Origin of the sequence: Duganella violaceipulchra, from assembly GCF_019166075.1 — a bacterium.
GTDB classification, from domain to species: Bacteria; Pseudomonadota; Gammaproteobacteria; order Burkholderiales; family Burkholderiaceae_D; genus Rugamonas; species Rugamonas violaceipulchra.
Window position 1 is genome coordinate 17255 of sequence record NZ_JAHTGR010000035.1, and the last position, 14133, is coordinate 31387.

General features: G+C 71.5%; 4 protein-coding genes. 1 reads left to right on the forward strand and 3 read right to left on the reverse strand.

What is annotated here, in order from left to right; genetic code table 11:
• Positions 1–55: 55 nt before the first annotated feature.
• From KVP70_RS31900 to KVP70_RS31910, 3 genes are read right to left on the reverse strand one after another with little or no spacing between them, the layout of a single operon-like run.
• Positions 56–6451 (reverse strand): non-ribosomal peptide synthetase, encoded by a 6396-nt coding sequence (locus KVP70_RS31900; protein ID WP_217946418.1) that lies wholly within the window; start codon positions 6449–6451, stop codon positions 56–58.
• 31 nt (positions 6452–6482) lie between these two features.
• A complete protein-coding gene (locus KVP70_RS31905; RefSeq protein WP_217946419.1) occupies positions 6483–8201 on the reverse strand; it encodes a cyclic peptide export ABC transporter in 1719 nt (572 codons plus the stop codon).
• 13 nt (positions 8202–8214) lie between these two features.
• Positions 8215–10635, reverse strand: a complete 2421-nt coding sequence (locus tag KVP70_RS31910) for a penicillin acylase family protein (protein ID WP_217946420.1) — start codon at positions 10633–10635, stop codon at positions 8215–8217.
• A gap of 377 nt (positions 10636–11012) precedes the next feature.
• On the opposite strand from KVP70_RS31910, the gene KVP70_RS31915 reads away from it, so the two are divergent.
• Positions 11013–14133: non-ribosomal peptide synthetase (locus tag KVP70_RS31915; RefSeq protein ID WP_217946421.1), on the forward strand; the 3121-nt coding region annotated here is incomplete at its 3' end.

A 14133-nucleotide genomic window follows, 5' to 3' on the forward strand; every position in this document is an offset into this window, starting at 1 on the left:
ATGGGCCGTGCCCGCAAACGGGCACCATGGCCAGGGTTACGCCGGCCGCGCCGGCTCACAGACTGATCTGCCGCCGCGCCGCGCCGCTGCGCCGCACGCCCTGCGCCAGGCGGGCCTGCTCGATGCGCCGCGCCACGGCCCGGATCGAATTGTCCTTGAAGAAATCGCCGTGCCTGAGCACGACGCCGAATTGCCGCTCGATGCGCGCCAGCAGCTGGGTGGCCAGCAGCGAATGGCCGCCTAGGCGGAAGAAATCCTGGTCGACGCCGATCTGTTCGCGCGCCAGCAGCGCGCACCACATCGGCAGCAACTGCTGCTCCAGCGGCGAGGCCGGCGCCGCCAGCGCGCCGTCGTCCAGGCGCGGCGCGCCGGCCGGCAGGCGCGCCTGGTCGAGCTTGCCGTTTTCATTGAGCGGCAACTGCTCCAGGAAGATCAGCTCGGCCGGCAGCATGTAGTCGGGCAGGCGCTCGGCCAGGTAGTCGCGCAAGGCCTCGGCGCCGGCCCCGGGCGCGCCGGCCGCGTGCGGCACCACATAGGCGACGATCTCCACCTCCCGCGCCGCGTTGACGCGGCTGGTCACGGCCACCTGGCGCAGCGCCGGATGGGCGCTCAGGCACACCTGGATCTCGGGCAGCTCGACCCGGAAGCCGCGCACCTTGACCTGGCGGTCGCTGCGGCCGAGGCACTCGACCACGCCGTCGCGCCGGTAGCGCCCGGTGTCGCCGCTCAGGTACAGCAGGTCGGCCGGGTCGTCGCCGTACGGATTGCGCACGAATTTTTCCGCCGTCAGGCGCGGGTCGGCGTGGTAGCCCAGCGACATGTGGTGGCTGCGGGTGGCGATCTGGCCGATTTCGCCGACGCCGCACGGCGTCATGCAGGCATTGAGCACCAGCAGCTGGACCTGGCCGATGCCGACCCCGACCGGCAGCACGTCGGTGCAATAGTCGGCCGCGTCGGCGTAGGCGGCGACGTCGTGGTAGCTGATCGCGCGCCCGGTCTCGGTGGTGCCGTAGATATTGACCACCCGCATGCCCGGCGCGGCCGGCCGGAACTGCTCCAGGTGGGCGGTGGTGATGATCTCGCCGACGAACAGGCCCAGCCGCAACGATGGCAGCGGCCGCGCGCACGCGCTCGACAGGAAGCTGCCCAGGCTGGGCGTCAGGTGCAGCACCGTCAAGCGCCGCGCCAGCAGCCAGTCGTTGAGCGATTCGAACGCCAGCTCCTGTTCGCGCGGCACGGCCAGCGTCGCGCCCAGGCACAGCGGGGTGAACATGTCGCGCTGCAGCGGGTCGTGCACCAGCCCGGACAGCATGCCGAAGCGGTCCTCCGGGGTCAGCCCGAACTGCCGGTTCATCCACGGCATGAAGGCCGACAGCGAGCTGTGGCGGCCACGGATCGCCTTCGGCCGGCCCTCGGTGCCGGAGGTGAAGGCGATATACGCCAGATCGCCGGCGGCGCTGGCCACCGACGGCGCGGCCGGCTCCGCCGCCGCGAACGACGCCAGCAGCGCGCGGTCGGCCTCCACCAGCAGGCGGGCGCAGCCGATCTGGTTCAGGCGGGCGTCCAGCGCCGCGCCGACCGCGCCGGCGTCGAACGCCACCAGGCAGCGCGGCGGCACCGACTCGAGCTGCAGCAGCACGCGCGCCTCCGGCACGGTGCGCGACAACATCATGAACGCCGCGCCCGTCTTGAGGATGGCCAGCGTGGCGATCACCAGCGCGTCGCGGCGCTCGGTCAGCACGGCCACCACGTCGCCCGGGCCCACGCCCAGCGCGCGCAGGCGGGATGCGTAACCGTCGGCCATGCGGCGCAGTTCGGCATAGGTCCAGTCGCGCGGACCGCATTCGAGCGCGCGCCGTTGCGGCCAGCGCTGCGCCACCGCGTCGAACTGGCATTGGACCGGTCCCAGCCACTCCAGCGCCAGCGGCGCGCGGTAGTCGGGCAGCGTGGCCGCCGCCAGCCGCGGCAGCGCCAGCCCGGCGCAGGCCGGCGCGCCGGCGCGCAGCGCATAGTCGCCGCAGCGGCGCCCGGCGTCCGCCGCCACCTGCGCCAGCAGCGCCAGGTATTGTTCCAGCAGCAGTTCGACGTCGGCGCGCGCCAGCAGGCGCTGGTTGTAGGTGCAGTACAGGCCGAGCGCGCCGCCGCCCTCGCCTTCGCTGACATACAGGCTCAGGTTGAATTTATTGTTCAGCGCCGGCATCTGCGCGAAGGCGTCGGCGAACAGGTCGCGGCCGTCGCCCGCGCGCGGCAGGCTGAGCATGTTGAGGAAGACCTGGAACAGCGGCGTGCTGTCGGCCGCCCGGCCCACCCCGCTGAGCGCCAGGATGTGCTCGAACGGCAGGTCCTGGTGCGATAGCGCGGCCGCCGCGTTGGCGACCTGGGCGCGCAGGAAGGCGTCGAAGGGCTGGGCCAGGTCGATGCGGCTGCGCAGCGGCAGGTTGTTGAGGAACATGCCCAGCATGGCTTCGCTGCCGGCCAGATGGCGGCCGCTGACCGGTATGCCGATGTTCAAGTCGGACTCGCCGCTCAGGCGGCCCAGCAGCAGCGCCAGCGCGGCGTGCATCAGGTTGAACAGCGCGCCGCGCGCCTGGCGCGCCAGCGCGCGCAGCGCGTCGACGGTGGCGGCCGGCACGGCCAGGCGCAGCAGCTGGCCGGGGGCGCCCTGCCGGCTCGGCGTCGGCGCCTGGAACGGCAGCAGCAGCTGTTCGCTGGCGCCATGCAGGTAGTCGCGCCAGAACGCCCGCTGGCGCCCGGCCTCGTCGCCCAGCAGGAAGTCGCGCTGCCAGGCCACGTAATCGCGGTACTGCAGCAGCGGCGCGCCGTCGTCCGGGCCGGCGGCGCCGTCATCGTGCGCGGCCAGCAGGGCGTCGAAGAACAGCACCATCGACCAGCCGTCGGCGATCAGGTGATGGATGCTGATCTGCAGCAGAGTCTGCTCCGGCGCCAGCCGCAGCATCACCAGCGAGAACAGCGGCAAGCGCGTCAGGTCGAAGGCCGCGCCGGCGTGCTCGGCGAGCAGCGTCTCGAGCGCCGCCGCGCGCGCGGCCGGGTCCAGCGCGGCCAGGTCGTGGCAGGCCAGCGCCACCGGCGCGGGCGCCGCCACCACCTGCCGCGGCAAGCCGTCGGCCAGCGCCAGATGGGTGCGCAGCACCTCGTGGCGCGCGGCCAGCCGCGCCAGCGCGGCGCGCAGGCGGCCGGCGTCGAGCGCGCGCGCCAGCGTGGCGCGGCCGACGATATTGCTGTCGCTGGCCGCGCCGTCGCCCAGGGTGGCGGCCAGCCACACCCGCTGCTGCGCGCACGACAGCGCCAGCTCGGCCGCCGGCGGCGTCGCCGCCAGGCCGGCCGCCGCGCCGGGCGGCGACGCCTGGGCCGCGCGCGCCAGCGCGCCCAGCGTCGGCGCCTGGAACACCTGCGCCACGCTCAGCGTCAGGCCGGCCGCGCGCGCCGCGTGCAGCATGCGGGTGAGCAGCAGCGAGTGGCCGCCCAGCGCGAAGAAATCGTCGTCGACGCCGACCCGCTGCCGTTCCAGCAAGGCGCACCAGATGCGCGCCAGCGTCAGCTCGGCCGGCGTGGCCGGCGCCACGTGGGCCCGCTCGTCGCCGGGCTGCGGCGGCGGCAGCGCGCGCTTGTCGAGCTTGCCGTTGGCCGACAGCGGCAGGCGTTCCAGCGGCACCAGCACGCCCGGCACCAGGTGCGGCGGCAGCGCCGCCGCCAGCGCGGCGCGCAGGCGCGCCATCAGCGCGGCCGGGTCGGCGCCGGCGTCGCGCGCCACCACGTAGGCCGCCAGGTAGCGGGCCTCGGCCGGGCCGGCGGCCACCACCACGGCGTCGCGCACGGCCGGGTCGGCGCTCAGCAAGGCTTCGATCTCGCCCGGTTCGACGCGGAAGCCGCGCACCTTGAGCTGCTCGTCGGCGCGGCCGATGAAGGCCAGCGTGCCGTCGTGCTCCCAGCGCACCAGGTCGCCGGTGCGGTACAGGCGGGCGCCGGGGGCCGGGTCCCAGGGATCGGCCACGAAGCGCTGGCCGGTCAGTTCCGGCTGGTGCAGATACCCCTGCGCCACGCCGGCGCCGCCGAGGTACAGTTCGCCGACCGCCCCCAGCGGCAGCAACGCCGCCTCGGGCGACAGCACGTACAGCCGGGTGTTGGCGATGGCGCGGCCGATGCCGGGCGGGCCGTCCACCGGCGCGGTAAACAGCGCGCAGGTGCTGTAGGTGGTGTCCTCCGACGGCCCGTACAGGTTGAACACCTTGCGTCGCGGATCGCGCGCCAGCAGGTCGTTGAGCAGCTGGCGCGGCAGCGGTTCGCCGGCCAGGTTGATCACCCGCGCCGAGGCCGGCACGGCGTCGCGCTCGAGCAGCAGGCGCATCGCCGACGGCACGGTGTTGACCAGGCTGACGTCGTGGTCGTGCTCGAGCAGCGCCAGCGCGTCGTCCACCAGCACACAGCGGTGGCCCAGGCTGAGCGGCACGAACAGCTCGAACACCGACAGGTCGAAATTGAGCGAGGTGCTCGCCAGCACGCTGCGCAGCTCGTCGGCCGCGTAGCACTCGCGCGCCCACTGCACCAGCGCGGCGGCGTTGCGGTGGCGGATCGCCACGCCCTTGGGCTTGCCGGTCGAACCCGAGGTGTAGATCACGTAGGCCAGCTGTTCGGGGCTGGCGCCGGCGGCGGCGTCGGGATCGCTGCGCGGCTGGCCGGCCAGCGTGGCGGCCTGGTCCAGGTACAGCACCTCGGCGCCGGCCGGCAGCGCGTGCCGCAGCGAGCCCTGGCTGAGCACGATATGCAGCGCGCTGTCCTCGACGATGGCTTGCAGGCGCGCCGGCGGATAACGCGGATCGAGCGGCACGTAGGCGGCGCCGGCCTTGAGCACGCCCAGCAGGCTGGCCACCATGTCGGCGTGGCGTTCCAGGCAGACGCCGACCAGCGCCCCCGGCCCGGCGCCGGTCGCGCGCAGGCGGTGCGCGACCTGGTTGGCGCGCTCGTTGAGCTGGCGGTAGTCCAGCGTGGCGCCGCCGGCCCACAGCGCCGGCGCGGCCGGGGTGGCGCGCGCCTGCGCCTCGAACAGCGCGTGCAGGCAGGCGGCCGGCGCCGGCGCGCCGCTGTTGCGGTTGAAGTCCTCCAGCAGGCGGCTGCGCTCGGCCGGCGGCAGGATGTCGAGCTGGTCGAGCGCGCACTCGGCCCAGCCGGCGCAATGGTCGAGCATGTGCGCGAAGCGGGCCGTCAGCAAGGCGATGTCGGCCGCGCTGAAATAGCCCAGGTTGCAATCGAACTGCAGCTGCGCCGCCTGCTGGCCATAGTCCCACGCGGTGAGCATCAAGGGCGTGGCCTCGTGGTCATGGCTCAGGTACACCAGCCTGGCGGCCTGGCCGCCCACCACGAAGGCGCTGTCGAGCTTGAGATAGCTGAAGCCGACATCGTAGAGCGGCTCGGCGCGCCCCTGGCGGCCCAGGTCGCGCAACATGCGCCCCAGCGGATAGCGCTGGTGGCGCAGGCTGGCGCGCTGGCGCCCGGCCAGCGCCCGCAGCAGCTGGCCCAGGCGCAGCTCCGGCGCCATCTCCACCAGCAACGGGCTGACGCTGGTGAACACCCCGACCATCTGTTTTTGCGCGGCGCCGGCGCGGTTGTGCACCGGCATGCCCAGCAGCAGCTGCTCGCGGCCGTACACGGCGCGCAGGTAAACCGACAGCAAGCCGGCCAGCGCCTGCGGCAGGCCGACGCCGGCGGCCTCGGCCAGCTGGCGCAGGCCGGCCATGCGCTGCGCGTTCAGGCTGACGATGGCGCGCCGGCTGGCGCCGGGCGCGCCCTGGCGTGCCGGCGCCAGCGGCGCCAGCAAGGGCTCCGGCAGCCGCGCCAGGCTGGCGCGCCAGTAATCGCGGTCGGCCTGGCAGCGCGGCCCGGCCAGGTAGCGCTGGTCCGCCTCGGCCACCGCGCGCCACGCCGACGCGCCGGCGTCGGCGTGGCCGCCGCCGACGGATTGCTCGTGATAGCAGGCGCCCAGCTGGCGCGCCCAGTTGGCAAAGCCCCAGCCGTCCATGCTCAGGTGGTGCGCCAGGCCGACATACCAGTAGCGCCGCGGCGCCAGCTTGAGCAGGCAGGCGCGGAACAGCGCGGCCCGGTGCAGCGGCAGCGGGGTCTGGAACAGCGCGCCGAGCCAGGCGCGGGCGGCCTGCTCCGGCGCCGGCGCGGCGCTGAAATCGTGCAGCGCCAGTCCAGTGTCGCGTTCGTCGCTGATCGACTGCGCCACCTCGGGGCCGGCGTCGCACACGCGGATGCCGAAGGCGTCGTGGCCGCACACCAGCCGGGCGTGCGCCTGCGCCAGCCGGTCCGGGTCGATCTCGCCCAGCTCGATGTAGCCGCCGACGTTGTAGAGCGGCAGCTCGGGATGGCGTGCCTGGTCGAAATAGATGTCGGCCTGGGTCAGCGTCAGCGGAAATGCGGGGCGTGTGGTCATGGTCATGGTGTCGAAAGGTGAGCGGCCGTCGTCAGGCCTGTTCCAGCGTCGGTGCGGGCGCCGCCACGCCATGCCGCAGCGGCGGCGCGGCCCGGCCCTGGCCCGCCTCGACGCGCGCCAGCCGGCCCTCCTCCATGATCAGCAACTGGTCGGCCACGCAGAAATAGCGGTCGTCATGGCTGATCACCACCACCGCCTTGTTGCGCGCCTTGAGCTCCGGCAGCAGCATGTTGTAAAACACTTCCTTGAAGGTCGAGTCCTGGTCCGCCGCCCATTCGTCGAACAGGTAGAGCTGGCGGTCTTCCAGCAGCGCCACGAGCAGCGCCAGCCGTTTCTTTTGGCCGTCCGACAGCGCCAGCGTCGAGAAGCGGCCGTCGCTCACGCTCACCTTGTGCTGCAGCCGCAGCGCCACCAGGTATGCGTTGATGCGCTGCCGCCCCGCCTCGTCGGCGTTGCCCCACAAGCGGTCGAACAGGTAGTAGTCGGTGTAGATCGCGCAGATCTGCTGGCGGTAGGCGTGGCGGTTGCCGTCGTCCACCTGGCCGGCGCCGAAGCCGATGCGGCCGGCCGCCGGCAGGTAGTGCAGCGTGATGAGCTTGCTCAAGGTGGATTTGCCCGAGCCGTTGCCGCCCACCACGAAGGTGACCTGGCCGCGCGCGATCTCAAAGCTCAGCGGGCCGACCTGGAAGCCGCTGCCCTCCTCGCCCTGGTAGCGGTAGGCCACCTGGTCGAAGCGCAGCCGCTGCCACGGCGCCACCTCGGCCGCGGCGTCGGCCGCTTCCTCGGGCAGCTCGCGCAACACCTCGTTGAGTTGCCGCAGCGAGATGCGCGCCACCAGCACCTGCGGCACGAAGTTCAGGATCGCGTTGACCGGGCCGGTGACGTACAGCAGCGCCATGATCACGCCCACCAGTTCCGGGTTGCTGATGACGTGGTAGTTGACGAACACGAAGGCGATGACGCCGATCACGAAAAAGCTGATCAAGTCGCCGTAATTCATGGCGGCCCGGGCCAGGGTGTAGCCACGCTTGTCGCTGCGCAGGATCTCGTGCTCGTTGGCGACGAGCATGTCGCGGAAGAAGTGGGCGCGCTTTTCCTCGTTGAGCTTGAGTTCCTTGGCGCCCTGGATCAGGCCGTTGATCGCCTCCAGCAGGTGGTCCACCTTCTGGCGCGAGCGGGTGAAATGGCGATTGCCCAGATACATAGGCAACTGGTAGGTGACGGCGCCGACGACGATGGCGCCGAGCACGAACCAGAACACCGCGCTATTGGTGTAGAGCAGGAAGCCCAGCATGCCGACCAGCGTGACTATGCTGATCAGCAAGTCCGGCAGCAAGCGGGCGCCCATCACGATACGGTTGACGTCGCCCGTCAGCACATTGATCAGCCTGGACGAACCGACCCGCTCCAGGTAGGCGACCGGGGCCCGCGCGATGCGGTGGTAGAGCCGTATCCGCAGCGCCGTCGTCATGTCCATCGAGACCCGCAGCAGCATGATCTGCGACAGCGAGCGCGCCACCAGGATGAAGGCGCAGGTGACGAAAAACACGGCGGCGAAGCGGTGCTGCGAGACCGCGAAGCTGGCGAACATATACGGCGTCGGCGGCGCGCCGCGCTCCAGCTCGACCGTCAGGCTGGCCAGCACCAGCGGGATCAGCAGCGCGTACGCCACTCCGGCCAGCGCCCCCAGCACGATCGAGAAAAACACCTTGTTGGGCGCCTCGGCGCTGAATGCGGCAAACAGTTTCATCGGGCTTCCTCCCTTAGCGGCGCGGCGTCAGCGTCAGCGTGTCCGCCGCGCCGGCCGCCGCGTCCAGCATGAAATAGCGGCCGCTGCCGTATGGCGCGATCATGTCGTCGAAATGCGGGCTGAACGGATGGCCCGACTGCCCGGTGGAATTGATGTACCAATGGCCGCCGTCGCCCAGCCGTATCACCTGGCGGAACGCCGCGCCGAAATTCTGCGTATAGCCATCGGCGCCGCCGGGCACCGCGCTGGCGGCGTTGACGGTGGACGGCGCGCCGCCGCTGGCGATGTGCCGGCTGAACCAGGGCCGCAGCGGGCGCACCGCGCTGAACGGCGTGTGCTGGTAGCGGATGGCGTGCAGGCCGCCCCAGGCCCAGCCGGCCATGTCGGCGCCGGCCAGCCGTTCCAGTTCGGCCAGGCTGTCGTCAAGCGAGCTGAGCAAAATGTCGGCGCAGGCCGGCGCGCCGCGCGGGCCGCACCAGCGGCCGCGCTGCGCGTGCAGCGCCTGGTACAGCACTTCGGTCGAGGTGTTGAGCGCCACCGCGTCCAGGTAGCCGCCCGGCTCCGGCCGGTTCCAATAGGCCGTCATCTGGCGCGCGAACAGGGCGCGCCGCAGCTGCGGCATCCAGACCGCGTAGATCGCCGCCGCCTGGCTGCTGGCGGCCATCTCGCCGTTCCAGGCGCGCAGGTAGTCCAGCGCCTGGCGCTGGCGCGGCGTGCGCGGCGCCAGCGCGGTCAGCAGCGGCAGCATGCGGCGCGCGTCCAGATCGAGCACATCGCTCTGCATGACCTGGACATACGCCGGCGTGAGCGGCCGGCCGGCGCCGATCGGCTGGCGCAGCATCTGCTCGATGCGCTCGGCGCGCGCCGGCGGCGCCCAGTCGTTGGAGATAAAGTAGGGATAGTCGGCGCCCACCACCTTGTTGTTGGCCGAGACGATATAGCCTTCGGGCGGATTGAAACTGCGCGGCATCTCCGCCGCCGGGATCTGGCCGGTCCAGCGGTACTCGCCGCTCCAGCCGTTGACCGGCGCGTCGCCGCTGCCGCGCTTGCGCAGCGGCACGCGGCCGGCGCCCAGATAGCCGATGTTGTCGGCGCGGTCGATGTACAACATGTTCAGCGCCGGCGCCACCAGCTTGGCCATGGCGCCCTGGAACGCGCTCCAGTCGCCGGCGTACGACAGGCGGAAGAACGCCTCGTAGCTGGTGTCGTCGTCGTCGAGCGCGGTCCAGCGCAGCGAGACCGGCTGGTTGAACGCGCCCACCACGTCGCTCAGCAGCGGTCCACGCTCGGTCTGGCGGATCTCCACCGCGACCGGCGCCGGCTGGTCGCGCAACATGGCCGGGAAGTCCGGCTTGACCGTGATCCATTCCTTGCGCGTGGCGAAGGTTTTCCACTGGTCGCCGGAGCGGTAGCGACGCGCGTCGAGCGCATCGACCTGCTCGAAATACAGGTCCTGGACGTCGGCCATCATGCTGGTGCCGCCCCAGCCGATGCGCTCGTTGGCGCCGAACACCACCACCGGCAAGCCGACCAGGCTCATGCCGCTGGCGCGCAGCGCGCCGCCGTGCTGGCTGACCGCGTACCACAGCGACGGCATCTCCAGGCTCATGTGGGGATCGTTGGCCAGCAGCGCCTTGCCGTCCTGGCTCAGGCGGCCGGACACCACCCAGGCGTTGCTGCCGACATAGCGGCCGCCGATCTGCAACTGGCGCTCGATCTGCCGTTGCAGCGGCAGCAGCGCGGCCAGCGCCGGCGGCGCCGGCGCGGCGGGCCGCGCGGTCACCGGCGCCGTGGACGGATAGGCCGGATACAAGGACTGCATCTGGTCGCGGTCGAGCACCTGGCCGGCGACCAGGTGCTCGACCTCCTGGTTCAGATTGCCCGCCAGGTTCAGCGCAAAGATCTTCACCAGCGCCAGCGAATCGAGCGGCGCCCACGGCGCCGGGCGGATGCCCAGCAGCAGGAATTCGGGCGGCAGCACCGGGTCGCTGGCCAGCCAGGCGTTGACGCCGGCCGCGTAGGCGGTCAGCGAAGCCTGGGCCTGGCCGCTGAGCGCCGGCCAGGCGCTGGCGGCGGCCTGATACAGGCCCAGCGTGCGGAACCAGACATCCTGCTGCAGGGCCTGGCGGCCGAGCACCTCGCTCAGGCGGCCTTGCGCGATGCGGCGGTGCAGCTCCAGCTGCCACAGCCGGTCCTGCGCGTGCGCATAGCCCATGGCGAAATAAACGTCGTGCTCGTTGGAGGCGGTGATATGGGCGGCGCCCTGGCGGTCGCGGGCGATGCTGACCGCGCCGTCCAGGCCGGCCACCCGCAGTTGGCCGCTCAGCTGCGGCTGGCTGGAACGCACATAGCGCACGCCGTACCAGCTCAGCACGGCGATCGGCAACAACAGGAACAGGGTGAAACGCAACAGCAACGGACTCGAACGAAACACGGGCTTCTCTTTCCGGCTTACGCCGTTGACAAGGTGAATCAATAGTCAATTCTTAAAAATACAATATTTTCAACGCGGCAAATAGTAAGCCAAGCTCAGGCAAAAGAAAACAATTAAAATTTATAAAGATTTAATAGCAACATCCGACGCTGGCGCCTAGCATATTTTCCCTTCCGCACCCTTGCTGTTATGTAAAAAAACAACAACATTGCCGGATATTGTATTAAAAAGAACAGTCCTGTACCATCCGCCGCCTGTTGTCGTTTTTTTAAAATTGATATTGCCTACATGCCAGCTGGATTTTCATAAAAAAACAACTTTCCCTTCCTGCCACGGAGGCCGTCGCCCGCCGTGAGCGCCACCGCCGAGATCCCCCCATGAATGATGCGAACCTGAACGCCTGCGCGCCCCTGCCGTCGGATGCTGCTCACCACGCGAACGCGGCGCCAGCCGGCGCGCCGACCGCGGCGCCGCGCGGCGCACGCCTGCCGCTGTCCTGGGCGCAGCAGCGCCTGTGGTTCCTGAGCCAGTTCGATCCGGCCACGGCGGCGGCGTACCACATGCGGTTTACGCTGCGCCTGAGCGGCGCGCTGGACGTGCCGGCGCTGCGCGCCGCGCTGGCCCGCATCGTGGCGCGGCACGAAAGCCTGCGCACCAGCTTTCCCGACTGTGGCGACGGGCCGCAACAGCGCATCGCCGACGCCGCCAGCGGCTTCCCGCTGAGCGAATGCGACCTGCGCGGCGCCACGCCGGCCGCGCTGGACGCCGAACAGGGCGACGCCGACGCCGACGCCGGCCGCCCCTTCGACCTGGCCAACGGCCCGCTGATCCGCGGCCGCCTGGTGCGCCTGGACGAGGACCAATACCTGCTGCGCATGGTGCAACACCACATCATTTCCGACGGCTGGTCGATGGGCGTGCTGATGCGGGAATTGCAGGTGCTGTATGGCGCCTTCAGCCGCGGCCAGGCCGATCCGCTGCCGCCGCTGGCGATCCAGTACGCCGACTATGCGCTGTGGCAGCGCCAGTGGCTGAGCGGCGCGCTGCTGCGCGAGCAAGGCGCGTTCTGGCATGCGCAACTGGCCGGCGCGCCGGCGCTGCTGGCCTACCCCACCGACCGGCCGCGTCCGGCAACGCCCAGCTACCGCGCCGACAGCGTCGCACTGCGGCTGCCGGCGGCGCTGACGGCCCGCCTGCGCACCCTGGCCCAGCGCCACAACACCACGCTGTTCATGATCCTGTTGGCGGCCTGGTCGGTGCTGTTGTCGCGCATGGCCGGACAAGACCAGGTCGTCATCGGCACGCCGGTGGCCAACCGCGCGCGCCCCGAGGTGGAACCGCTGATCGGCTTTTTCGTCAACACGCTGGCGCTGCGCGTGCGGCTCGACGACGCCCCCACCGTGGCGCAATTGCTGGCCCAGGTCAAGGCCACCACGCTGGGCGCCTACAGCCACCAGGACCTGCCGTTCGAACAGGTGGTGGAGCTGCTGCAGCCGCAACGCAGCCCCGGCCACAGCACCGTGTTCCAGGCCATGCTCACGCTCGACAACACCCCCTACGACGGCGACCTGGAACTGCCCGGCCTGCGCCTGTCGCACCAGAGCGCGGACAACCGCCATACCCCGTTCGACCTGTCGCTGGTGCTGGCCGGCGCCGGCGACACCCTGGCCGGCGTGCTCAACTACGCGACCGACCTGTACGACCGCGCCAGCATGGAACGCCATGTCGACTATCTGTTCAACGTGCTCGGCAGCATGCTGGCCGACGACCAGCAGCCTGTCGGCCAGTTGCAGCTGATGTCGCCGGCGCAGCGGCGCCAGCTGCGCGTCGACTTCAACGCCACCGCCGCCGACTTCCCCGCGCACCGCCTGATCCATCAACTGTTCGAGGCGCACAGCGCCGCCCGTCCGCAGGCGCCGGCGGCGCGCTGCGGCGCGCTGCAACTGAGCTACGAACAACTGAACCGCCGCGCCAACCAGCTGGCCCACACGCTGCTGGCGCGCGGCGTGCGGCCGGACCAGCGGGTGGCGCTGTGCGTCGAGCGCGGCCTGGACATGCTGGTCGGCGTGCTGGCCATCCTCAAGTCCGGGGCCTGCTACGTGCCGCTCGATCCGGCGCTGCCGCCGACCAGGCTGGCGTATATGCTGGCCGACAGTGGCCCGGTGGCGCTGGTGACGGCCGCGGCGCTGCTGCCGCGCCTGGCCGCCGACGGCCTGCCCGCGCTGTGCCTGGACGCCGACGCCGACCTGATCGCGGCCGCGCCGGACGGCAATCCCGACGCCGCCGCGCTGGGCCAGCGCAGCACCCAGCTGGCGTACGTGATCTACACCTCCGGCTCCACCGGCCAGCCCAAGGGCGTCATGGTGGAACACCGTTCGGTGGTCAATTTTCTCACCGCGATGGCCGACACGCCCGGCATGGCGCAGCACGACACGCTGCTGGCCGTCACCACGCTGTCCTTCGATATCGCCGCGCTGGAACTGTTCCTGCCGCTGATCAGCGGCGCCCAGCTGGTCATCGCCGACCAGGCCGAAGTGACTGACGGCGCGCTGCTGGCGGCCGCGCTGGCGCAACACAAGATCACCCGCATGCAAGCCACGCCGGCCACCTGGCGCCTGCTGCTCGCCAGCGGCTGGCAAGGCGCCGCGGGCTTGACGCTGCTCTGCGGCGGCGAGGCCCTGCCGGCCGAGCTGGCGGCGCAGCTGGCAGCACGGGCCGATGCCGTCTGGAACCTGTACGGTCCGACCGAAACCACCATCTGGTCGTGCTGCCAGCGCGTCGCGGCGCGCCGGCCCGGCGCCGCCTTCGAAGCGATCGGCCTACCGATCGCCAACACCCGCATCTATCTGCTCGACGGCTCGCTGCAACCGGTGCCGATCGGCGCCACGGGCCAACTCTACATCGGCGGCGCCGGCGTCGCGCGCGGCTACCTGAACCGCCCCGAGCTGACCGCCGAACGCTTCATCGCCGACCCTTATGACGCCAGTCCCGACGCCCGCCTCTACCAGACCGGCGACCTCGGCCGCTACCTGGCCGACGGCCGCCTCGAATACCTGGGCCGCAACGACTTCCAGGTCAAGATCCGCGGCTTCCGCATCGAGCTCGGCGAAATCGAAGCGCGCCTGGCCGCCTGCGACGGCGTGCGCGAGGCGGTGGTTGTGGCCCGCGACGACGGCGCCGGCGACCTGCGCCTGGTGGCCTACCTGCTGGCCGAGGCCGGCGCGCCGCAGTCTGCCGCCGCGCTCGACCCGGCCACGCTGCGCGCCGCGCTGGCGACCCGGTTGGCCGACTACATGCTGCCGGCCGCCTACGTGGTGCTGGCGGCGCTGCCGCTGACCCCGAACGGCAAGCTCGATCGCAACGCCCTGCCGGCCCCCGGCCAGGACGCCGTCGCGGCGCGCCGCTACCAGGCCCCGCAGGGTCCGGCCGAGACCATGCTGGCCGCCGTCTGGGCCGAGCTGCTGGGCCTGGAACAGGTCGGCCGCGACGACCATTTCT

What these genes read in the sequence shown, in the direction of transcription:
- KVP70_RS31905 (WP_217946419.1), bottom strand. Translation starts at nt 8,201, where the DNA reads ATGAAACTGTTTGCCGCATTCAGCGCCGAGGCGCCCAACAAGGTGTTT.
- KVP70_RS31900 (WP_217946418.1), bottom strand. Translation starts at nt 6,451, where the DNA reads ATGACCACACGCCCCGCATTTCCGCTGACGCTGACCCAGGCCGACATC.